The organism is Dysosmobacter sp., from assembly GCF_034093755.1.
In the GTDB taxonomy this organism is placed as follows: Bacteria; Bacillota; Clostridia; order Oscillospirales; family Oscillospiraceae; genus Oscillibacter.
In genome coordinates, this window is record NZ_JAXEBZ010000049.1 from 1 (window position 1) to 21394 (window position 21394).

Annotated in this window: 17 protein-coding genes, 1 riboswitch and 1 other annotated feature; of the genes, 9 read left to right on the forward strand and 8 right to left on the reverse strand. The window is 64.6% G+C overall.

Going from position 1 to position 21394, the window contains the following annotated elements; translation table 11 throughout:
* Positions 1 to 409 precede the first annotated feature (409 nt).
* From argB to argF, 3 genes are all read left to right on the forward strand, one after another.
* The gene (argB, locus tag SOX55_RS06610; RefSeq protein WP_325286648.1) at positions 410 to 1273 is read left to right on the forward strand and encodes an acetylglutamate kinase; all 864 of its coding nucleotides are present in this window, start codon (positions 410 to 412) and stop codon (positions 1271 to 1273) included.
* Positions 1274 to 1334: 61 nt separating this feature from the next.
* On the forward strand, positions 1335 to 2516 hold the full coding sequence (locus SOX55_RS06615; RefSeq protein ID WP_325286649.1) for an aspartate aminotransferase family protein: 1182 nt from the start codon (positions 1335 to 1337) through the stop codon (positions 2514 to 2516).
* Between the two features lie 14 nt (positions 2517 to 2530).
* A complete protein-coding gene (gene argF / locus SOX55_RS06620; RefSeq protein WP_325286650.1) occupies positions 2531 to 3514 on the forward strand; it encodes an ornithine carbamoyltransferase in 984 nt (327 codons plus the stop codon).
* A 51-nt stretch (positions 3515 to 3565) separates the two neighbouring features.
* Here the strand turns inward: argF and SOX55_RS06625 are convergent, their stop codons facing one another.
* From SOX55_RS06625 to SOX55_RS06645, 5 genes are all read right to left on the reverse strand, one after another.
* Entirely contained in the window at positions 3566 to 4342 is a 777-nt protein-coding gene (locus SOX55_RS06625; RefSeq protein WP_325286651.1) for a polysaccharide deacetylase family protein, read from the reverse strand.
* Between the two features lie 106 nt (positions 4343 to 4448).
* Entirely contained in the window at positions 4449 to 5519 is a 1071-nt protein-coding gene (gene leuB, locus SOX55_RS06630) for a 3-isopropylmalate dehydrogenase (protein ID WP_325286652.1), read from the reverse strand.
* Position 5520: 1 nt separating this feature from the next.
* Entirely contained in the window at positions 5521 to 6012 is a 492-nt protein-coding gene (gene leuD, locus SOX55_RS06635; protein ID WP_325286653.1) for a 3-isopropylmalate dehydratase small subunit, read from the reverse strand.
* 90 nt (positions 6013 to 6102) lie between these two features.
* A complete protein-coding gene (leuC, locus tag SOX55_RS06640; RefSeq protein ID WP_325286654.1) occupies positions 6103 to 7362 on the reverse strand; it encodes a 3-isopropylmalate dehydratase large subunit in 1260 nt (419 codons plus the stop codon).
* Positions 7363 to 7407: 45 nt separating this feature from the next.
* On the reverse strand, positions 7408 to 8925 hold the full coding sequence (locus tag SOX55_RS06645) for a 2-isopropylmalate synthase (RefSeq protein ID WP_325286655.1): 1518 nt from the start codon (positions 8923 to 8925) through the stop codon (positions 7408 to 7410).
* 83 nt (positions 8926 to 9008) lie between these two features.
* Positions 9009 to 9267, reverse strand: a binding site (T-box leader).
* 359 nt (positions 9268 to 9626) lie between these two features.
* On the opposite strand from SOX55_RS06645, the gene SOX55_RS06650 reads away from it, so the two are divergent.
* Positions 9627 to 10763: a pyridoxal phosphate-dependent aminotransferase gene (locus SOX55_RS06650; protein WP_325286656.1), complete on the forward strand. Its 1137-nt coding sequence runs from the start codon at positions 9627 to 9629 to the stop codon at positions 10761 to 10763.
* A gap of 36 nt (positions 10764 to 10799) precedes the next feature.
* Here the strand turns inward: SOX55_RS06650 and SOX55_RS06655 are convergent, their stop codons facing one another.
* Complete coding sequence (locus tag SOX55_RS06655) at positions 10800 to 11906, reverse strand: amidohydrolase (protein ID WP_325286657.1); 1107 nt, start codon at positions 11904 to 11906, stop codon at positions 10800 to 10802.
* A 197-nt stretch (positions 11907 to 12103) separates the two neighbouring features.
* Between SOX55_RS06655 and SOX55_RS06660 the strand changes: the two genes are divergently transcribed.
* From SOX55_RS06660 to SOX55_RS06680, 5 genes are all read left to right on the forward strand, one after another.
* Positions 12104 to 14353 carry a DMSO/selenate family reductase complex A subunit gene (locus SOX55_RS06660; RefSeq protein ID WP_325286658.1) on the forward strand — a complete coding sequence of 750 codons (2250 nt, stop codon included), beginning with the start codon at positions 12104 to 12106 and terminating at the stop codon, positions 14351 to 14353.
* 86 nt (positions 14354 to 14439) lie between these two features.
* Positions 14440 to 14607: riboswitch (Lysine riboswitch) on the forward strand.
* Between the two features lie 107 nt (positions 14608 to 14714).
* The gene (gene dapA / locus SOX55_RS06665) at positions 14715 to 15602 is read left to right on the forward strand and encodes a 4-hydroxy-tetrahydrodipicolinate synthase (protein ID WP_325286659.1); all 888 of its coding nucleotides are present in this window, start codon (positions 14715 to 14717) and stop codon (positions 15600 to 15602) included.
* A complete protein-coding gene (gene dapB / locus SOX55_RS06670; RefSeq protein WP_325286660.1) occupies positions 15599 to 16321 on the forward strand; it encodes a 4-hydroxy-tetrahydrodipicolinate reductase in 723 nt (240 codons plus the stop codon). Before dapA ends, dapB begins: the two co-directional genes overlap by 4 nt.
* A 17-nt stretch (positions 16322 to 16338) precedes the next feature.
* Positions 16339 to 17034, forward strand: a complete 696-nt coding sequence (gene dapD, locus SOX55_RS06675; protein ID WP_325286661.1) for a 2,3,4,5-tetrahydropyridine-2,6-dicarboxylate N-acetyltransferase — start codon at positions 16339 to 16341, stop codon at positions 17032 to 17034.
* Positions 17035 to 17154: 120 nt separating this feature from the next.
* Positions 17155 to 17913, forward strand: coding sequence for a MerR family transcriptional regulator (locus tag SOX55_RS06680; RefSeq protein WP_325286662.1), 759 nt, complete (start codon positions 17155 to 17157; stop codon positions 17911 to 17913).
* 56 nt (positions 17914 to 17969) lie between these two features.
* On the opposite strand, the gene hutI is transcribed toward SOX55_RS06680, so the two are convergent.
* Together hutI and SOX55_RS06690 are read right to left on the reverse strand one after the other, a co-directional pair.
* The gene (gene hutI / locus SOX55_RS06685) at positions 17970 to 19214 is read right to left on the reverse strand and encodes an imidazolonepropionase (RefSeq protein ID WP_325286663.1); all 1245 of its coding nucleotides are present in this window, start codon (positions 19212 to 19214) and stop codon (positions 17970 to 17972) included.
* Between the two features lie 84 nt (positions 19215 to 19298).
* Positions 19299 to 21329, reverse strand: a complete 2031-nt coding sequence (locus SOX55_RS06690) for a urocanate hydratase (protein WP_325286664.1) — start codon at positions 21327 to 21329, stop codon at positions 19299 to 19301.
* Positions 21330 to 21394 lie beyond the last annotated feature (65 nt).

A 21394-nucleotide genomic window follows, 5' to 3' on the forward strand; every position in this document is an offset into this window, starting at 1 on the left:
CTCCGCGACTGCCTGGGTATGCGCGTAGCGAAGCGGAACGCGCGGGAAGAGAAGGACAGTCCTTTCGGTTTTCCACCACGACGACCACCGCACTCCGACTTGCGGCGGAGCAGTATCGGCTTACGCAGAATGGAGAGCGCAGCCGGCAGAAGGCTGGCAAGTCACCGCCGCAGTGTCTGAGGAATCTCCCGTCAGCCTTTGTGTACAAAGGCGAAAAAAGCGCCTTTCTTTTGGACCGTGCACGGCCCGTTTTCTTTGGGCAAGACCCAAAGAAAATGGGGGGTGCAAAGCTGTGACCTTCGTCACACCCCCGCACCGGGTCCGGTGCGAAAGCCCACGGTCTTCGCCGTGTTTCCCCCGGCGCCCGGACGGGCGCACATATGCACATATGAAAAGGAGAGCGATTTCCATGTCATCCCATGAACAGCAGGCCCAGACCCTGGTGGAGGCCCTGCCCTATATCCAGAAATTCACCGGCAAGACCATTGTGGTGAAATACGGCGGCAACGCCATGATCTCCGACGAGCTGCGCAAGGCCGTCATGAGCGATATCATCCTGCTGAACCTGGTGGGCATCCGGGTGGTGATGGTCCACGGCGGCGGCCCGGAGATCAACGACATGCTGAAAAAGATCGGCCACCAGTCCCGGTTCGTGGACGGCATGCGCTACACCGACGAGGTAACCATGGAGGTGGTGCAGAGCGTGCTGTGCGGCAAGGTCAACAAGAACCTGGTGGCCCAGCTGAACCGGCTGGGCGGCCGGGCCATCGGCCTTTGCGGCATGGACGGCGCCCTGTTCCAGGCGGAGTGCCTGGACGAGAAGTACGGCCTGGTGGGCAATATCACCGGCGTCAACCCCGACCCGGTGGAAAACGCCATGGCCAACGGCTACATCCCCGTGGTGTCCACCGTGGCCCAGGGCACCGACGCCGAGACCGCCTACAACATCAACGCCGACATCGCCGCCGCCAAGCTGGCAGTGGCCCTGAAGGCGGAGAAGCTGATTCTGCTGACGGACGTGCGGGGCCTTCTGCGGGACCCCAAGGACGAGGAGACCCTCATCCACGTGGTCCGCACGGAGGACGTGCCGGGCCTTGTGGATGAGGGCGTCATCTCCGGCGGCATGATCCCCAAGATGGAGTGCTGCGTGGACGCCATCACCGGCGGCGTGGAGCGGGTCCACATTCTGGACGGCCGCATTCCCCACTCCATCCTCATCGAGCTGCTCAGCGACAAGGGCATCGGCACCATGCTGAAGCGGGAGGACCGCTGAGGCGGAGGGATACGCAAACGCCCGTCCCCGGGGACGGAAACAAGAGAAAGGGAGGATCTGTATGACTTCTCAGGAGGTCAAGGCCCTGACGGGCCAGTACATCATGAATACCTACGGCCGCTTCCCAGTGGCCATTGAGCGGGGCGAGGGCGCCCGGCTGTACGATTTTGAGGGCAGGGAGTACATCGACTTCACCAGCGGCATCGGCGTCTGCGACCTGGGCTACGGCAACCCCGTCTGGGCGGACGCCGTGGCGGAGCAGGCGAAAAAGCTGAACCACGTGTCCAACCTGTTTTACACGGAGCCTGCCGCCCGTCTGGCGGAGATTCTGTGCAGGCGCACCGGCATGAGCAATGTGTTCTTTGCCAACGGCGGCGGCGAGGCCAACGAGGGCCTCATCAAGCTGGCCCGGAAGTACAGCTTTGACAAGTACGGCAAGGGCCGCGCCACCATCATCAGCCTCAACAACTCCTTCCACGGCCGCACCATCACCACCCTGATGGCCACCGGCCAGGAGCGGTTCCACAACTACTTCTTCCCCTTCACCGAGGGCTTCCGCTACGCCGACGCCAACGATCTGGACTCCCTGAAGGCCGTCGCCGGCGACGATGTGTGCGGCGTGCTGGTGGAGCTGGTGCAGGGCGAGGGCGGCGTGCTGCCGCTGGACAAGGAGTACGTGCAGCAGCTGCAGGCCCTGTGCCGGGAGAAGGACTGGCTGCTGCTGGTGGACGAGGTCCAGTCCGGCGTGGGCCGTACCGGCTCCCTGTTCGCCTTCCAGCAGTACGGCATTCTGCCGGACGTGGCCTCCTTTGCCAAGGGCATCGCCGGCGGCCTGCCCATGAGCGGCATCATGGCCAACGAGAAGTGCCGGGACGTGCTTGGCCCCGGCACCCACGCCACCACCTTCGGCGCCAACCCCGTCTGCGCCGCCGCGGGTCTTGCGGTGCAGCAGGTGCTGACGGATGCATTCCTGGAGGAGGTTCAGGCCAAGGGCCGGTATCTCCGGGAGCAGATCGAGGCGCTGAACCTGCCCTGCCTTGGCAAAACCCGGGGCCTGGGCCTGATGATCGGCATTGAGGTGAAGGAGGGCTGGAGCAACGGCGACGTGGCCAACCGCCTGGTGGAGGCGGGACTGCTGGTGCTCACCGCCGGAGACGGGCTGCGGCTGCTGCCGCCTCTGGTGATCACCAAAGAGGAAATGGACGCCGGTGTTGCCATCATGGCAAAGACTCTGGCACAGTGAGAGGAGATCACGAGATGGAGAACCACAAGCACTTTCTGAAGCTGCTGGACTTCACCCCCGCGGAGATCCAGCAGTTCCTGGACACCGCCGCGGACCTGAAAATGAAGAAGAAGGCAGGCATTTCCCACCGCTATCTGGAGGGGAAGAACGTGGCCCTGATCTTTGAAAAGACCTCCACCCGGACCCGCTGCGCCTTTGAGGTGGCGGCGCAGGATCTGGGCATGGGCAGCACCTACCTGGGGCCCACCGGCTCCCAGATCGGCATGAAGGAATCCATCGCCGACACCGCCCGGGTGCTGGGCCGGATGTATGACGGCATCGAGTACCGGGGCTTCGGCCAGGCGCTGGTGGAGGAACTGGCCAAATACGCCGGCGTCCCCGTGTTCAACGGCCTCACCAACGAGTTCCATCCCACCCAGATTCTGGCGGACTTCCTCACCATCCAGGAGCATTTCGGCGCCCTGAAGGGCATCAAGCTGGTGTACATGGGCGACGCCCGGTACAACATGGGCAACAGCCTGATGGTGGGCTGTGCCAAGATGGGCATGCACTTTGTGGCCTGCGCCCCCAAGGCCTATATGCCGGATCAGGCGCTGGTGGACACCTGTCAGGCCATCGCGGCGGAGACCGGCGCGGTGCTGGAGTTTATTGAGGATCCCATGAAGGCCACGAAGGGCGCCCACGTGATCTACACCGACGTGTGGGTGTCCATGGGCGAGCCGGAGGCGGTCTGGGCGGAGCGCATTGCCGCCCTGGGCCCCTATCAGGTGACGAAAGTCCTGATGGACAACGCCGGCCCCCAGTGCCGGTTCATGCACTGCCTGCCGGCCTTCCATGACCACAAGACTACCATCGGCAAGGAGATGGGCGAGAAGTTCGGCCGGGACGCCATGGAGGTCACCGACGAGGTGTTTGAGTCGGAGCAGTCCATCGTCTTTGACGAGGCGGAAAACCGGATGCACACCATCAAGGCCGTCATGTACGAGCTGATGAAGTAAAAGAAGCGAAAAGAGGCCCCCTTCTCTCAAAGGGGGCCTCTTTTTTTGCCATCAGCCGTCCTGCTTCAAAAACTGTCTGCCGGTGTGGTCGATGGTGAAGTCCGTGCCGCACTGGCCGGGATGAATCAGCTTGGAGATGGGGACAATGGTGTAGCCCTGGGAGATCAGGGTCTCCAGAATCCCCGGCAGCGCCTCCGGCGTGTGCTTGGCGGCGTTGTGGAACAGCACGATGGACCCCGGCTGCACCCGCTCCGTCACCCGTTTGGTGATCTCCGGCGCCGACAGGTCCTTCCAGTCCAGGGAATCCACATCCCACTGGATAGGCTCCATGCCGAACTCCCGGATGGTGCGGATCACGTGGTCATCGTACTCCCCGTAGGGACAGCGGATCAGGGTGGGCCGGACGCCGGTGACCTCCTCGATGCACTTGCAGGAGGACTCCAGATCGGCGGCGATCTGCTGGGCGGAGAGCTGATTGTAGTGGTCGTGGTGGGCGGAGTGGCTCATGACCTCATGGCCCGCGTCCGCCAGGGCCTTGACGGACTCCGGATACTTCACCGCCCAGTCCCCCACCACGAAGAAGGTGGCCTTCACCCTGTACCGCTCCAGAATGTCGATGAGGGTCTGGGTGTCCTCGTTGCCCCAGGCGGCGTCGAAGCTGATGGCGCAGGTCTTCTGGTCCGTGTCCACGCAGTAGATGGGCAGCGGCTTGTCGGTGGCGTAGGCCCCGGCCATGGAGGGATAGGCGGCGATGTAGCCGATCATGGCCGCCGCCAGCGCCACGGCCGGCAGCGCCGTTTTCTTTGGCTTCCAGGTGATGATCTTCATGAAAGTGCCCCCTTTCAAGGGAGACTATGCGTCTCCGGCAGGAAAACATGCCCGCCGGAACAGAAAAAGGAGCCTCGGGCAAACCGAAGCTCCTTTTTTCGCGGATTCAGATGCGCTCCCGGATGCGCGCGCCCATCTCCCGGCAGCCCACCGGGATGCAGTCCGGCTGCAGGATGTCGCCGCAGCGGTAGCCGGCCTTCAGCGCTCCGTCCACCGCCGCCTCCACGGCGTCGGCCTCGGCGGCCATGTCGAAGCTGTAACGCAGCATCATGGCGGCGGCCAGAATGGTGCCGATGGGGTTGGCCTTGTCCTGGCCGGCGATGTCCGGGGCGGAGCCGTGAATGGGCTCGTACAGGCCCCGGGTGCCCTGTCCCATGCTGGAGGAGGGAATCATGCCGATGGAGCCGGTGATCTGGCTGGCCTCGTCGGAGAGAATGTCGCCGAACAGGTTCTCGGTGACGATGACGTCAAACTGGCTGGGGTCCCGGATCAGCTGCATGGAGGCGTTGTCTACGTACATGTGCAGCAGCTCCACGTCAGGGTACTCCCGGGCCACCTCCGTCACCACCCGCCGCCACAGGCGGGAGGTGTCCAGCACGTTGGCCTTGTCCACGGAGGTCACCCGGTGGCGGCGCTTCCGGGCCATCTGGAAGGCCACGTGGGCCACCCGGCGGACCTCGTGCTCGGAGTAGGCCATGATGTCGGTGGCCTTCTGCTCACCCTCCGCCTCATCGGTGCGGTGCTCGCCGAAGTAGACGCCGCCGATCAGCTCCCGCACCACCACGAAGTCGATGCCCCGGGCGGCGATGTCCGGGCGCAGGGGGCAGGCGGAGGCCAGGTCTTCAAACATCCGGGCGGGCCGGACGTTGGAGTACAGCTCCATGGCCCCCCGCAGCTTCAGAAGGCCCTTTTCCGGCCGGTTGTGGGAGGGCTGGGCGTCCCACTTGGGGCCGCCCACGGCGCCCAGCAGCACGCTGTCGCTTTCCAGGCAGGTCTGCAGGCTGGAGTCCGGCAGGGGGACGCCGAAGGCGTCAATGGCGCAGCCGCCCATGGGGGCCTCCCGGTAGGTGAAGCAGTGGCCGAATCTGGCGGCCACAGCGTCCAGCACACCGATGGCCTCCCCTACAATCTCCGGGCCGATGCCGTCGCCCCGGATGACGGCGATGGTCTTTTCCATGTTACGCCTCCCTCGCCTTCAGGGAGGCCATCAGGCCGCCCTTGTCGATCATGTCCTTGATGAAGGGGGGGAAGGGCTCGGCCTGATAGGTTTCACCGGTGGTGACGTCGGTGATGATGCCGGTGTCAAAGTCCACCGACACCTCGTCGCCGGCGCGGATGCCCTCGCTGGCGGCGGGGCACTCCAGAATGGCCAGGCCGATGTCGATGGCGTTGCGGTAGAAGATGCGGGCGAAGGTCTTGGCGATGACGCAGGAGATGCCGCTGGCCTTGATGGCGATGGGGGCGTGCTCCCGGGAGGAGCCGCAGCCGAAGTTCAGGCCCGCCACCATGATGCTGCCGGGCTGAACCTGGGCGGCAAAGTCCTTGTCAATGTCCTCCATGCAGTGGGCGGCCAGCTCTTTGGGGTCCTGGCTGGCCAGATAACGGGCGGGGATGATGACGTCGGTGTCCACGTGGTCCCCGTATTTGTAAACAGTTCCGTGTGCGTTCATGTAGTTGTTCCTCCAGTTCAAATGGCAGAGATGGGGAATAGAGTAAGATTATTTTCGCCGCGGCGTGTACGACGGTGGAAAGTCCCCCTCTTAAAGGTCAGAAGGGTGGCAGATATGTCCCGCGACGCCGGAGGCGGCAGCCACGGCGGGGGAGGCCAGATAAATCTCGCTGTCCACGTGGCCCATGCGGCCCACGAAGTTGCGGTTGGTGGTGGAGACGCACCGCTCGCCGGCGGCCAGAATGCCCATGTAGCCGCCCAGGCACGGTCCGCAGGTGGGGGTGGAGATGATGCAGCCGGCGTCCAGGAAGATGTCGGTGTAGCCCCGCTTCATGCACTCCCGGTACACGGCCATGGTGGCGGGAATGACGATGCCCCGCACGTCCCGGGCCAGGTGGCGGCCCCGGAGAATCTCCGCCGCGGCGGCCATGTCCTCCAGCCGGCCGTTGGTGCAGGAGCCGATGACGATCTGGTGGATGGCGATGTCCGCGCCCTCCCGGGCGGGGTGGGCGTTCTCCGGCAGGTGGGGATAGGCCACGGTGCAGTCGATCTGGCTCAGGTCCATGTGAATGGTGCGGGTGTACTCGGCGTCGGGATCCGCCTCGTCAGCCACCCAGGGGCGGTCCACCCGTCCGGCCACATAGGCCCGGGTCACGTCATCCACCGGGAAGATGCCGTTTTTGGCGCCGGCCTCCACCGCCATGTTGGAGATGGTCAGCCGGTCCGCCATGGTCAGGGAGGCCACGCCGGGGCCGGTGAACTCCAGGGACTGGTACAGCGCGCCGTCCACGCCGATCATGCCGATGAGGGAGAGAATCACGTCCTTGCCGCTGACCCAGGGCCGCAGGGTGCCGGTCAGCTCCACCCGGATGGCGGAGGGAACCTTGAACCAGGTCTGGCCGGTGGCCATGGCGGCGCCCATGTCGGTGGAGCCCACGCCGGTGGAGAAGGCGCCCAGGGCGCCGTAGGTGCAGGTGTGGGAGTCGGCGCCGATGACGGCCTCGCCGGGGGCCACCAGGCCCTTTTCCGGCAGCAGCGCGTGCTCCACGCCCATCTCGCCCACGTCATAGTAGTGGTCGATGTCGAACTTCCGGGCGAACTGGCGGCACTGCTTGCACTGGGCGGCGGCCTTGATGTCCTTGTTGGGGGTGAAGTGGTCCATCACCATGGCGATGCGGCTCTTGTCAAACACCTTGTCGAAGCCGGCGGCTTCAAACTCGTTGATGGCCACGGGGGTGGTGATGTCGTTGCCCAGCACCAGGTCCAGCTTCGCCTGAATCAGCTGTCCTGCCCGGACGGTGTCCAGTCCCGCGTGGCGGGCCAGAATTTTTTGGGTCATGGTCATTCCCATGTCGCATTCCTCCTGTGATTTTGAAAATCGAATGTCAGTCAGTGTTCAGTTGGCCTCTTCCAGCATCTTGTTGATGCCGTTGACGTAGGCCCGGATCGAGGACTCGATGATGTCCGTGGAGAGGCCCGTGCCGGTGTAGCTCTTGCCGCCGGCGGTGGCCAGCTTCACCACCGCCTCGCCGATGGCGTCCTCGCCGTCGGTGACGGCGTTGAGGCTGTAGCTCTCCAGCCGGATCTGCTGCTCCAGGCCCAGCATCCGGTTGATGGCCTTGAAGGAGGCGTCCAGCGGGCCGGAGCCGATGGCCACATCCTCCATCTCCTGATCGTCCCGGCGGAGCTTGATGCAGGAGAGGTTGGGCACGCCGTGGCCGGCGTTCACCACGTGGCTCACCAGCTGGCAGGTGGTGTGGATGTTGTGGCGGCGGTGGAGCACCAGGGCCTCAATGTCGGCGGCGGTGATGTTCTTCTTCTTGTCCGCCAGCACCTTGAACCGGGCGAACACGGCCTCCAGCTCCTCGTCCGTCAGCTCGTAGCCCATGGAGATGAGCTTCTCCCGCAGGGCGTGCTTGCCGGAGTGCTTGCCCAGCACCATGGTGTTCTGGGGGATGCCCACGTCGGCGGAGTTCATGATCTCGTAGGTCTGGGCGTTGGCGATGACGCCGTGCTGGTGGATGCCGGACTCGTGGGCAAAGGCGTTGGCGCCCACAACCGCCTTGCTGGGGGGAATGGGTACGCCGGTGATGTTGCTCAGCAGCTTGCTGGAGCGGTAGATCTGGCGGGTGTTGATGCCGGTGTCGGCGTCATAGAAGTCCCGCCGGGTCCGCAGGGCCATGACGATCTCCTCCAGACTGGCGTTGCCCGCCCGCTCGCCGATGCCGTTGACGGTGCACTCCACCTGGGTGGCGCCGGCCTGGATGCAGGCCAGGGAGTTGGCCACTGCCATGCCCAGATCGTCGTGGCAGTGGACGGAGATGTCCGTGTTCTCAATGCCTGGCACGTTCCGGCGCAGGTAGTGGATCAGGTCGCTCATCTCCTGGGGGGTGGAGTAGCCCACCGTGTCGGGGACGTTGAGGGTGGTGGCGCCGGCGGCCACGGCGTTGGTGTAGCACTGGGCCAAAAACGCCCAGTCGGACCGGGAGGCGTCCTCGGCGGAGAACTCAATGTCGTCGCAGAAGCCCTTGGCGTAGGCCACCATGTCGCTGATGCGCTGGAGCACCTGCTCCCGGGTCATCTGCAGCTTGTACTGCATGTGGATGTCGCTGGTGGCCAGGAACACGTGGATGCGGGGGTGATTGGCCTCCTTCACCGCGTCCCAGGCGGCGTCGATGTCGCCTTTCGTGCAGCGGGCCAGACTGGCCACCACGCACTCCGACACGGCGCCGGCAATGGCCTGCACGCTCTTGTGGTCCATGGGGGAGGCGATGGCGAAGCCCGCCTCGATGACGTCCACCCCCAGCTTTTCCAGCTGCCGGGCCATTTCGATCTTCTCTGTCAGGTTCATGCTGCAGCCGGGAGACTGCTCGCCGTCCCGCAGGGTGGTGTCAAAGATTCTGATGCGTTTCATAAGTACGTTCCTCCGATTTTTCGCTCGTTTTCCGACATGGGCCCCGGGGGCCCGGACAACAAAAAAAGCCTTCGTCTCTTGTGAAAAGAGACGAAAGCCTTGACTTCCGCGGTACCACTCTTGTTGGCATAAAAAATGCCCGCTTCCGGCATCGGTCCGGCACGCCGGACGAATCCCGCCTCTTTGGTAACGGTGAGGAAACCCGTTTCCGCCTACGCCCCCGGGGGGATTCAGCGGAAATACTCGAGGGCCAGTGACGTCCCGCCGGTTTGCATTGCCTCGCAGCATCCGGCAACTCTCTGAAGCGTCGCGGGGGGACTTTTTCCCTGTCATCGTATTTCATCATTTTGCTGTTGGACGACACTATACAGGACCGGCGGGGATTTGTCAAGCAAATTTTCACCGGCGCCGCGGAGAAAATGGTTAGAGGGAGCCGCCTTGCCCAGAGAAGAGAGAGGGAGGCAGGGCGGCTGTGCGAGGGTAATTTAAAGCTGCTCTTTACTGCGCAATACTTTAAACGAGCAAAGGATACTGCAAAAAACGAAGTCTGTCAACAGAAAAATACACAAAAAATCCCGGGAAAACCGGGGAAATTTTGTCAGCGCCTCGGGAGGACGGGATGATTCCTCACCGTTGACAAGGGAATTTCCGGCCAATATACTGCTTTCATAAGAAAAAGCGAAAGCGAGGGAGAAATGACCATGGAACTGGTTTTCAACCGGGAGCTGTCCGCCGTGCAGCCCTCCGGCATCCGCTACTTCGCCGGCCTGGTGCGCCAGACGCCGGGGGCCTGCGGCCTGACCATCGGCGAGCCGGACCTGGACACCCCGGAGGAAGTGAAGGCGGCGGCCAAGGCGGCGCTGGACGATAACGACACCCACTATCCTCCCAACAACGGCTATCCGGCGCTGCTGGAGGCCATCTCCCGCTTCGAGGCGGCCCGGAACGGTCTGCGCTATGCCCCGGAGGAGATCATCGTCACGGCGGGAGCCACGGAGGCCCTGTTTGTGGCCCTGTCCGGCATTCTGAACCCGGGGGACGAGGTGATCATTCCCACCCCCGCCTTCGGCCTGTACGAGTCCATTGTGCGGCTGCGGGGCGGCGTGCCGGTGTTCCTGCCCACAGAGGACAACGGCTTCCAGATTGACCCGGCGGCCCTGGAGCGGGTGGTGACGGCCCGGACGAAGGCCGTGGTGCTCACCTCCCCCAATAACCCCACCGGCTGCGTCTACACGCCGGAGACCCTGGAGGGCATCCACGGCGTGCTGAAAGACAAGCCGGTGTTCGTCCTCTGCGACGAGGTGTACCGGCAGCTGGTGTATGTGGAGGGCTACCGGAGCTTCTCCGCCTTTGAGGACATGCGGGACCGGATTTTGGTGGCCCAGAGCTTTTCCAAGCCCTACGCCATGACCGGCTGGCGGGTGGGCTACCTGATGGCGGACCGGCCGGTGAAAGAGAAGCTCCAGTGCGTCCACCAGTACGCGGTGGTGTCGGTGCCCTCCTTTGTCCAGCGGGGCTGCATCGCCGCCCTGGCCCACGATGTCACCCCGGAGCGGGCGCTGTTCCGCCGCCGCCGGGACTACGTCTGCCGCCGCCTGCGGGAGATGGGGCTGCCCTTCCGGGAGCCGGAGGGGGCGTTCTACGTGTTCGCGGACGTGCGGAAGTACGGCATGGACTCCCTCACCTTCTGCACCCGGATGCTGAAGGAGGGGCTGGTGGGCACGGTGCCCGGCGTGTACTTCGGCACCGAGGGCTTCCTGCGGCTGTCCTACTGCTATTCCGATGAGGTGCTGGCCACGGCCCTGGACCGGATGGAAGCCTTCGTCAGAACCCTGTGAAAAAACTCCCCTCCCGGTCCGGGAGGGGAGTTTCATTCAGTTCAGCATGGCCAGCTTTTCCAGGAATTCCACGCCCCGGGGCAGCACCGCCTCATCGTCGAAGGCGAAGGCGGGGGAGTGGAGGGGGGCGGAGTCGCCCACGCCCAGGAAGAACATGACGCCGGGGACCTCCTGCTGGTAGAAGGAGAAATCCTCCGCCGCCAGCGCCGGCTGGCCCAGCAGGGCGGGGGCGCTGTCCCCCAGACCGGTGCAGACCCTGGCGTACAGTTCCTCGTGGTTCCAAACCGCCGGGTAGCCGTCGCTGAGGTGGACGGTGACGGCGCAGCCGGTTTCGGCGGCCAGGGACTTGCCGATGTCCTGCAGCTGCTGGCGGCAGAAGCGGAACATCTTCTCGGAGTAGGTGCGGAGGCTACCCTCCAGCCGGGTCTGGCCGCTGATGGCGTTGCGGACCTCGCCGGAGGTCATTTTGCCGAACCGCAGCAGCGACGGCCCCTCCGGCGGCAGCTGCTCCATCATGGAGTAGGCCCGGGTCAGGTATTCCGCGCCGGCGGTCATGGCGTCCACCCCCTCGGTGTACTTGGAGATGTGGACACTTTTGCCCGTCAGGGACACCGTCACCTCGCTGGACCGGGCCATCAGGGGGCCGGGCCGGGACCAGACGGTGCCTTCCGGCAGGCCGGGCCACAGGTGGAAGGCGAAAATCCGCCGCACCCGGTACTTCTGCAGCACCCCCGTCTCGCACAGCAGCTTCGCCCCGCCGGTGGTCTCCTCCGACGGCTGGAACACCAGCAGCAGGTTCCGGGGCAGCTCGCTCAGGTGCTCCGCCGCCCAGACCGCCAGGTTCAGGGCCATGGCGGTGTGGCCGTCGTGGCCGCAGGCGTGCATGGCGCCGGGATGAACGGAGGCGAAGGGGGCGCCGGAGGCCTCCGTCACCGGCAGGGCGTCCATGTCCGCCCGGAAGGCCACGGCGTCCTGCTTTCCGGCGTCGAAAAAGGCGCAGACGCAGCCACGGATGGGGTTGGTCAGGCGGCAGGGCAGACCGGCGAGGACGCGGGTCACATAGCTGAGGGTCTCCGGCAGCTGGTTGTCCAGCTCCGGAATCCGGTGGAGGGCACGGCGGTATTCCACAACGTTGGCGGGCATGAGACAGGACTCCTTTCACGGGGAAACTGAAATTTGAGGCCATTATAACACAGTTCGACAGGCTGCAACATTACAGATTGGTTAAATTTTCGGCAAAGGGCGCCGGGAAAAATCCGGGCGGCCCGGTTGAAAATGGGGGCGGCGGTTGTTATGATGGGGACAGACACGCGGAAAACGGCGGCGGGGAGGACAGAACGATGGAGGAAAACAACTGCCGGGTGGTGCACACCATGGGCCTGAACAACTGCGGCGGGCGGTGCATCATCCACGCCCACGTGCGGGACGGAAAAATCGAGAAGCTCACCACCGACACCCCCGCCGCGGCGGGGGACAGGGTGCCCCTGTGCGCCTGCGCCCGGGGACTGAACTATGACAAAACCTTTTTCGGTCCGGACCGGCTGCTCTACCCCATGAAGCGGGTGGGGCAGCGGGGCGAGGGCAGATTCCAGCGCATCAGCTGGGAGGAGGCCACCGACACCATCGCCCGGGAGTGGGTCCGCATCCGGGACACCTACGGCCCCGGCTCCCGGTACATCAACTACGCCACCGGCATCAGCGCCGTGGCCAGCGGCCACAGCCTGGCGGACCGGCTGCTGAAGCTGGACGGCGGCTACCTGGGCTACTACAACAGCTACAGCACCGCCTGCATCACCGCCGCCACCCGGCAGATGTACGGCACCTCCGCCACCGGCAGCAGCCCGGAGGACTGGCTCAACAGCTCCCTGATCATCCTGTGGGGTCATAACCCGGCGGAGACGAAGTTCGACAGCGACACCATGTACTACCTGCGCAAGGCCCGGAAAAAGGGCATCCCCATCATCGTGGTGGACCCCCGGCGCAATGACACGGCGGTGGCGCTGGACGCGGAGTGGATTCCCCTGCGCCCCGCCACCGACGGCGCCCTGCTGGACGCCATGGCCTACGTCATCGCGGAGGAGGGGCTGCAGGACCAGGACTTCCTGGACCGCTGCTGCATCGGCTTTGACAAGGCCCATATGCCCGCCGGGGTGGACCCGACGGAGTGCTGCCTCTCCTACCTCACCGGCGAGAGAGACGGCGTGGCCAAAACCCCGGAGTGGGCATCGGCTATCACCGGCGTGGACCCGGATACCATCCGCTCCCTGGCCGTCCGGTACGCCGTCAGCAAGCCGGCGGCGCTGATTCAGGGCTACGGCCCCCAGCGCCACGCCTATGGCGAGCAGAGCGCCCGGGGCGGCATTCTGCTCTCCTGCATGACCGGCAATGTGGGCGTCAGCGGCGGCTGGGCCTGCGGCAACGGCAGCTGTATCCGCCACAGCTATCCCTCACTGCCCCTTCTCACCAATCCCTACCCCATGGAGATTCCCACCTTTTTGTGGACGGAGGCGGTGGTCCGGGGCCGTGAGCTGACGGCGCTGGACGGCGTCACCGGCGGGGAGCGGCTGGACAGCGACATCAAGATGATTGTGAATCTGGGGGGCAACTGCCTCATCAACCAGCACAGCGACATCAACCGCACGGCGGAGATCCTGCGGGACACCTCCAAATGCGAGTTTATCCTGTGCAGCGACCTGTTTATGACTGCCAGCGCCAGATTTGCCGACATCCTGCTGCCCGGCGTGTCCATGTTTGAGCAGGACAACATCACCTCCCCCTGGAGCCACTCGGACTTCGTGGGCTGCGTCAGCAAGGCGGTGGAGCCGCTGGGGGAGTGCCGCTTTGAGTATGACTGGCTCAGCGAGGTGGCGGAGAAAATCGGCCTGGGGCAGGCGTACACCCAGGGCCGCACCATGGGGCAGTGGCTGGAGTGGTGCTACAACGACCTGCGGAAGCGGGAGCCGGAGCTGCCAGACTATCAGACCTTCCGGGAGGCGGGGATCTACCGCTACCGCAACGAGGAACCCGTCATCGCTTTCGCGCGCCAGCGGCAGGACCCGGAGCGCTTCCCCTTCCCCACGAAAAGCGGGAAGGTGGAGCTGTTTTCTGAGGACATCTACCGCGCCGCCTACCGGGACTTCGTGCCCGCCATCCCCCGGTACGTGGAGCCGCCGGAGGGTCCCAATGACCCCCTGCGGGAAAAATACCCCCTCCAGCTCATCGGCTGGCACACCAAGCGCCGCTGCCACAGCATCCATGACAACAACCCGGACCTGCGGAAAAGGGAGCCTCAGTGCCTGTGGCTGCACCCTGATGACGCGGCGGAGCGGGGCCTTGCTGACGGCCAGGAGGCCCTGGTGTGGAATGATCGGGGCCGGGTCCGCATTCCCGTGAAGGTGACGGACCGCATCATGCCCGGCGTGGCGGCCATGGCCCAGGGGGCCTGGTACGCCCCCGACGCGGACGGCACCGACCGGGGCGGGTGCATCAACGTGCTGACCTCCCTGCGGCCCACCCCCTACGCCCACGGCAACCCCCAGCACACCAACCTGGTGGAGGTGGCCCCGGCGGAGGAAGGACCCGTTTTGTGAGACCTGACAAGGGACGCGGCGGGAATCCGGCAAATTTTCTTGAATTTCCTCTTGAACCCATGGAAAAAAGATGGTATGATACCGGAAAATGAGATAGAGGCGCGGATGCGATGACCCTCCGGGAGCCGGCAGGCGAGGAACGGAGGCGGGGCAAGTCCGCCGAATTCTCCGTTCCGGCGGGAGCGGGGGGTGGGACCGTGGGAAACACCTGCGGGACTGTCTGCGGTGAAAGCCGCAGGGGCGCTATCCGCTTACAGAATCTCCGCGCGTTGGCGCGTGAACGAGCTGTCGGTAGGGGCGTGTCTCTACCGACTTTTCTTTTTGCTCCCGTGAAAAAATAAAGGTTTGGAGGACACCAATCATGAAGTTTGAAAACATCAAGGGTTCCATCGTCGCCATGATCACCCCGTTCCGCGAGGACGGCAGCGTCAACTTTGACGCCCTGACGGAGCTGCTGGAGCGGCAGATCGCCGAGGGCACCGACGGCATCCTGACCCTGGGCACCACCGGCGAGTATCCCACCATGAGCCACGAGGAGGATGCCTCCGTGGTGGAGCACACCATCAAGGTGGTCAACGGCCGGGTGCCCGTCATCGTGGGCAGCGGCTCCAACTGCACCGCCACCCAGCTGGAAAAGAGCATCCTGTATCAGGACATGGGCGCCGACGCCCTGCTGCTGATCTCCCCCTACTACAACAAGGCCAACCCCGAGGGCATGTACCGCCACTTCGCCGAGACGGCGGATGCGGTCCACATCCCCTGCCTGCTGTACAACGTCCCCGGCCGCACCGGCTGCTCCATCCCCGTCAGCGTGGTGGAGAAGCTGGCCGGCCACCCCAACATCGCCGGCATCAAGGAGGCCAGCGGCGACATGTCCTACGCCATGAAGATCGCCCACTGCATCGGGCCGGACTTCGCCCTGTACTCCGGCAATGACGACATCACCGTCCCCCTGATGAGCATCGGCGGCAGCGGCGTCATCTCCGTGTACGCCAACGTCATGCCCGCCATGTGCCACCAGATCGTCATGGACTGGGTGGAGGGCCGTCAGGAGCAGGCCCTGGCCAACCACCTGAAGTACCTGGCCCTGATGAACGATCTCTTCATGGAGGTGAACCCCATCCCCGTGAAGGCCGCCCTGAACCTGATGGGTCTCAACGCCGGTCCCATGCGCCTGCCCCTGTGCGAGATGACTCCGGAGCACACCGCGGCCCTGGCGGCGCGTCTGAAGGAGGCCGGACTGCTGTGAGATTTCTGCTGATCGGAAACGGAAAAATGGGAAAGCTCATCGCCTCCACCGCTCAGGCGGCCGGCGATGAGATCGCGGCGGCGTTCAGCCGGGAGAACCTGGCGGACCTGGCGTCCTGGGACGGCAGCGCCGACGTGGTCATCGACTTCTCCGGCCCCCAGACCCTGGACGCCGTGTGCGACTACATCCGCCGCACCGGAACGCCCCTCCTGTCCGGCACCACCGGCTACACCCCGGAGGAGAAGGAGCGGCTGCTGGCGCTGGGGGACTGTGCCCCGGTGCTGTGGAGCGCCAACTACTCCATCGGCGTGGCGGTGTTCTACCGCCTGCTGCGCCAGATCTCCGACACCCTGAAGCCGGATTTTGACATCGAGATGACGGAGATTCACCACAACCAGAAGGCCGACGCCCCCAGCGGCACCGCCAAGCTGCTGCTGCAGGCCATTGACCCGGCAGGGGAGTACACCCCGGTTTACGGCCGGGAGGGCGACAGCTGCCGGCGGACCGCGAAGGAGATCGGCGTCCACGCCCTGCGGGGCGGCACCGTGGCAGGCACCCATACCGTTCATTTCTTCGGCCCCGACGAGGAGCTGGAGATCACCCACCGGGCCGCCAGCCGCCAGATTTTCGTCAACGGCGCGCTGACCATGGCCCGACGCATGGCGGGAAAGCCCAACGGCGTGTATGACCTGCAGACCCTCCTGTTCGGAGAAGGCTAAAACGAAGGAGACGGACCATGAACGCACAAGAGATCATCGATTTTATCAGCAATTCCGAGAAAAAGACCCCGGTGAAGGTGTATGTGAACCTGAGTGCCCCGGTGGATTTCGGCTCCGCCCAGGTGTTCGGCGACAGCCGCAGCGCCGTGGTGTTCGGCGACTGGAAGGAGCTGGAGCCCATCCTGCGGGACAACGCCGCCAGTATCACCGACTGCGTGGTGGAGAATGACCGCCGCAACTCCGCCGTCCCCCTGCTGGACATGAAGCCCATCCAGGCCCGCATTGAGCCGGGCGCCATCATCCGGGAGAAGGTGGAGATCGGCGAGGGTGCCGTCATCATGATGGGCGCCATCATCAACATCGGCGCCGTGGTGGGTAAGGGCACCATGATCGACATGGGCGCCGTGCTGGGCGGCCGAGCCATCGTGGGCGACCACTGCCATGTGGGCGCCGGCGCTGTGCTGGCCGGCGTGGTGGAGCCTGCCTCCGCCACCCCCGTGATTCTGGAGGACAACGTGCTGGTGGGCGCCAACGCCGTGGTCATCGAGGGCGTTCACGTGGGCGCCAACGCCGTGGTGGCCGCCGGCGCCGTGGTGGTGGAGGACGTGCCGGACAACGCCGTGGTGGCCGGCTGCCCCGCCCGGATCATCAAGATGAAGGACGCCAGAACCGAGGGCAAAACCGCCCTGGTGGATGCCCTGCGGAAGCTGTAAAGCTGCGCGAAAATTCCCCGTTCTCCAAATGAACGGGGAATTTTTCTGCTTTTTTTCAAAAACCTCTTGACTTTGACGCCGCGTCAACTGATACCCTGAGAGCAGAAGGAGGGAAGTACCATGGAATATTCCATTCAGGCCCTGTCGCGCCTGTCCGGCGTGACCACCCGCACGCTGCGCTGGTACGACAGAATCGGCCTGCTGAAGCCCGGCCGGGTGGCGGACAGCGGTTACCGCTACTACGGTTCGGCGGAGGTGGACCAGCTTCAGGACATTCTCTATTACAGGGCCCTCGGGGTGGAGCTGGCCCGCATCCGGGAGTGTCTGGACGACCCTGCCTTTGACCGTCTGTCCGTGCTGCGGAACCACCTGGCGAAGCTGTCGGCGGAGCGGCAGCGGCTGGACGGCATCATCCAATCCCTGACAGAGACCATTGCAGCGGAAGAAAGGAACGAGAGCATGAACGACGAGGCGAAATTCGCGGCCTTCAAGGGCCGCGTGGTGGAGGAAAACGAGAAAACCTACGGGAAAGAGGCCCGGGCGCGGTACGGCGACGGGGCGGTGGACAGCGCCAACCGGGCGGTGCTGAACCTGTCCCCGGAGCAGTGCCGGGAGTGGAAGGAGCTGGAGGAGGAGATTCTCCGGCGGCTGGAGGCGGCGGTGGAAGCCGGCCTTTCGCCGGACAGCGGGGAGGGGCGGGCGATCACGGCCCTCCACCGCCGCTGGCTGATCCTCTCCGCCGGCAGCTGTTCCCCGGAGCGCCACAGGGGCATTGCGGAGCTGTATGTGGCGGACCCCCGGTTTGCCGCCTATTACGACCGGAGCGTGGCCGGCTGCGCCCGCTTCCTGCGGGACGCGGTCATCCGCTGGGCGGAGTGAATATGACGTCAGAAAAAGCGCGTCTCTCTGTTGAGAGACGCGCTTTTGGCATTTGCTCAGTGATTTTTGGCCACGATATTGCCCTTTTTGATCACAATATCCGCCAGGTTGGAGCCCACGCGGTAGCAGATGTAGTCCAGGTCCGGGGCGTCCCAGATCACCAGGTCCGCCTGCTTGCCCGCTTCCACGGTACCCACCTTGTCCGCCATGCCGATGGCGGCGGCGCCGTTGAGGGTCACGGCGGTGAGCACCTCCTCCGGCGTCAGCTTGTACTTCAGGCAGCCCAGGTTGATGACGAACTGCAGATTCAGGCAGGGGCAGCTGCCGGGGTTGAAGTCCGTGGCCATGGCCACCGGCACACCGGCGTTCACCATGTCCCGGGCGGGGGCGAAGGTGGCCCCCAGGTTGAAGCTGGTGGCCGGCAGCAAACAGGCGATGACGCCGCCCTTGGCCATGCTGGCGATGCCCTCCGGCGGGCACACAATCAGGTGCTCCGCGGACACCGCTCCGATCTCGCCGGCCAGCTGGCTGCCGCCGATGGCCTCAATCTCGTCGGCGTGAATCTTGGGGATCAGGCCGTACTTTTTGCCCGCCTCCAGCACCTGCCGGGACTCCTCCACCGTGAAGGTGTCCGCCTCGCAGAACACGTCGCAGTACTTCGCGATGCCCTGTTTGGCCACCAGGGGCATCATCTCCTCGCACACCAGGCGGATGTAGGCCGCCCGGTCGTCCTTGTACTCCTTGGGCACCAGGTGGGCGCCCATGAAGGTGGGGACAATGTCCATGGCGTGGCGGTCATTCAGGTTCTGAATCACCTGCAGCGCCTTCAGCTCGTGCTCCGTGGCAAGGCCGTAGCCGCTCTTGGCCTCGCAGGTGGTGGCGCCGAAGCGCAGCATCTCGTCCAGGGCCCTGGCGGCCTTCTCCGTCAGCTCCTCCTCCGTGGCCTGCCGGGTGGCGTTGGTGGTGGACTGGATGCCGCCGCCGGCGTTCTGAATCTCCAGATACGTCTTGCCGTGGAGCTTCAGGCCCAGCTCGTTCTGCCGCCAGCCGCCGAAAATCAGGTGGGTGTGGGCATCCACCAGGCCGGGGGTCACCAGACGGCCAGCGGCGTCGATGACCTCCGCGTCCGCCTCGTATCCGGCGGGGACCGTGCCGGTGCCCACTTCGGCGATGACGCCGTCACGGCACAGCACCCACGCGTCTTTCAGCAGCGCCACGTCGCCCTGCTCCGGGCCCTTCCGGGCGGAGCTGCCTTTGGCAGTGGCCAGCACGCCGATGTTCTTTACCAGTAAATTCGCCATGCGTATCGTTCCTTTCCAAATACTCAGAATCTCAAAAAAGAGGCCCTGCGAACAGGGCCTCTTTTTGTTGACAGCAGGGATGGATTACTTCTTCACCTCAGCCAGAGCGGCCTTGATGTACTCCTCGTCCTTCTCGGCCTCGTAGGGCAGGGTGATGTGATCCTGGCCCTTGTACATCTCGTTGTACTCCATGACGGTGGTCACGGCGTTCTCGCACCGGCCCCAGGCACGGCGGGACACGCCGATCATGGTATCCCAGGGCATGGACATCTTCAGAATGGTGTCCACCCGCTCGGAGCCGTCCAGCACCATGCCGAAGCCGCCGTTGATGGACTTGCCGATGCCGGTGCCGCCGCCGTTGTGCAGCGCGATGTAGCTCATGCCGCGGGCAGCGTTGCCGGCGTAGCACTGGGTGGCCATCTCGGCCATGATGTTGGAGCCGTCCTTGATGTTGGAGGTCTCACGGAAGGGGGAGTCGGTTCCGCCGGTGTCGTGGTGGTCACGGCCCAGGATCACGGGGCCGATCTCGCCGTTGCGGACCATCTCGTTGAACTTCAGGGCGATGTTCATGCGGCCCATGGCGTCCTGATACAGGATGCGGCACTGGGTGCCAACAACCAGCTTGTTCTTCTTGGCGTCCCGGACCCAGACATAGTTGTCATAGTCCTGATAGCGGCGGTTGTGGGCCAGAATGTACTCAGCGGCGGCAGCGTCGGTCTTGTCCAGGTCCTCGGGGTTCCGGGACAGGCAGCACCAACGGAAGGGGCCGTAGCCGAAGTCGAACAGGCAGGGACCCAGAATGTCTTCCACGTAGGAGGGGAAGATGAAGCCGTCCACGTCGTTCTCGCCGTTCTTGCAGATGGACTTCACGCCGGTGTCGTACACGGCCTTCAGGAAGCTGTTGCCGTAGTCGAAGAAGTAGGTGCCTTTCTCGTGCAGCCGGCAGATCAGGTCATAGTGATGCTGCAGGGTCTTGTCCACCAGCTTGGCGAAGCCCTCGGGATCGTTGGCCAGCATCTCGGTGCGCTGCTCGAAGGTCAGGCCCTGGGGGCAGTAGCCGCCGTCATAGGGAACGTGGCAGGAGGTCTGGTCAGAGAGCAGGTCCACGTGGATGTTGTGCTCCAGCACATACTCCAGCAGGTCCACCACGTTGCCGTGGTAGGCGATGGCGCAGGGCTCCTTGGAAGCCTGATGCTCCTGGGCGATCTTCACAGCCTCTTCCAGGCTGTCGGTCCGGTGGCTCACCCAGCCCTGGGTGTAGCGGGTCTCGATACGGGAGTCATCCACCTCGGCGATGATGGAGGCGGCGCCGGCGATCTCGGCAGCCTTGCCCTGGGCGCCGGACATGCCGCCCAGACCGGCGGAGATGAACAGACGGCCGGCCAGGTTGCCGTCGTTGGGGATGCCCAGCTTCAGACGGCCGGCGTTCAGCAGGGTGTTGAAGGTGCCGTGGACGATGCCCTGGGGCCCGATGTACATCCAGCCGCCGGCGGTCATCTGGCCGTAGTTGGCAACGCCGATGGCGGCGGCGCGGTTGAAGTCCTTCTGGTTATCAAAGGTGCCCACCATCAGGCCGTTGGAGATGATGCAGCGGGGAGCCAGCTTGTGGCTGTGGAACAGGCCCAGAGGATGGCCGGACATGACCACCAGGGTCTGCTCGTCGGTCATGATCTCCAGGTACTTCTTGATCAGGCGGTACTGCATCCAGTTCTGGCACACCTGGCCGGTCTCGCCGTAGGTCACCAGCTCATAGGGATACAGGGCGATGTCGAAGTCCAGGTTGTTGTCGATCATCACCTGCATGGCCCGGCCTTCGATGCACACGCCCTTGTACTCGTCGATGGGCTTGCCGTACAGCTTGCCCTGGGGACGGAAGCGGTAGCCGTAAATACGGCCGGTCTCCTCCAGCTCCTTGGCAAACTCCTTGGCCATCTGCTCGTGATGGTCGGGGTGGATGTAGCGCAGGGCGTTCTTGATGGCCAGCTCCTTGTCAGACTGGCTCAGGTGCGCCTCGCGGTAAGGAGCGCGGCGATAGCCCTCCTCGAAAGCGGGGTACTCGGGAAGCTCGTAGTCCAGCTTCACCGTCATAGCCTGATCAACGTCGAAAATTGCCATGATGTGTCCTCCTGTTTTTGTTTTTTGACTGCCGCCCTCTGGTGAAAAGGCGCGGCCAGTGTTTC

Bases quoted from the DNA above. Each gene is read 5' to 3' on its own strand.
- argB (WP_325286648.1), top strand. From the start codon at position 410: ATGTCATCCCATGAACAGCAGGCCCAGACCCTGGTGGAGGCCCTGCCC.
- SOX55_RS06615 (WP_325286649.1), top strand. From the start codon at position 1,335: ATGACTTCTCAGGAGGTCAAGGCCCTGACGGGCCAGTACATCATGAAT.
- argF (WP_325286650.1), top strand. From the start codon at position 2,531: ATGGAGAACCACAAGCACTTTCTGAAGCTGCTGGACTTCACCCCCGCG.
- SOX55_RS06625 (WP_325286651.1), bottom strand. From the start codon at position 4,342: ATGAAGATCATCACCTGGAAGCCAAAGAAAACGGCGCTGCCGGCCGTG.
- leuB (WP_325286652.1), bottom strand. From the start codon at position 5,519: ATGGAAAAGACCATCGCCGTCATCCGGGGCGACGGCATCGGCCCGGAG.
- leuD (WP_325286653.1), bottom strand. From the start codon at position 6,012: ATGAACGCACACGGAACTGTTTACAAATACGGGGACCACGTGGACACC.
- leuC (WP_325286654.1), bottom strand. From the start codon at position 7,362: ATGGGAATGACCATGACCCAAAAAATTCTGGCCCGCCACGCGGGACTG.
- SOX55_RS06645 (WP_325286655.1), bottom strand. From the start codon at position 8,925: ATGAAACGCATCAGAATCTTTGACACCACCCTGCGGGACGGCGAGCAG.
- SOX55_RS06650 (WP_325286656.1), top strand. From the start codon at position 9,627: ATGGAACTGGTTTTCAACCGGGAGCTGTCCGCCGTGCAGCCCTCCGGC.
- SOX55_RS06655 (WP_325286657.1), bottom strand. From the start codon at position 11,906: ATGCCCGCCAACGTTGTGGAATACCGCCGTGCCCTCCACCGGATTCCG.
- SOX55_RS06660 (WP_325286658.1), top strand. From the start codon at position 12,104: ATGGAGGAAAACAACTGCCGGGTGGTGCACACCATGGGCCTGAACAAC.
- dapA (WP_325286659.1), top strand. From the start codon at position 14,715: ATGAAGTTTGAAAACATCAAGGGTTCCATCGTCGCCATGATCACCCCG.
- dapD (WP_325286661.1), top strand. From the start codon at position 16,339: ATGAACGCACAAGAGATCATCGATTTTATCAGCAATTCCGAGAAAAAG.
- SOX55_RS06680 (WP_325286662.1), top strand. From the start codon at position 17,155: ATGGAATATTCCATTCAGGCCCTGTCGCGCCTGTCCGGCGTGACCACC.
- hutI (WP_325286663.1), bottom strand. From the start codon at position 19,214: ATGGCGAATTTACTGGTAAAGAACATCGGCGTGCTGGCCACTGCCAAA.
- SOX55_RS06690 (WP_325286664.1), bottom strand. From the start codon at position 21,329: ATGGCAATTTTCGACGTTGATCAGGCTATGACGGTGAAGCTGGACTAC.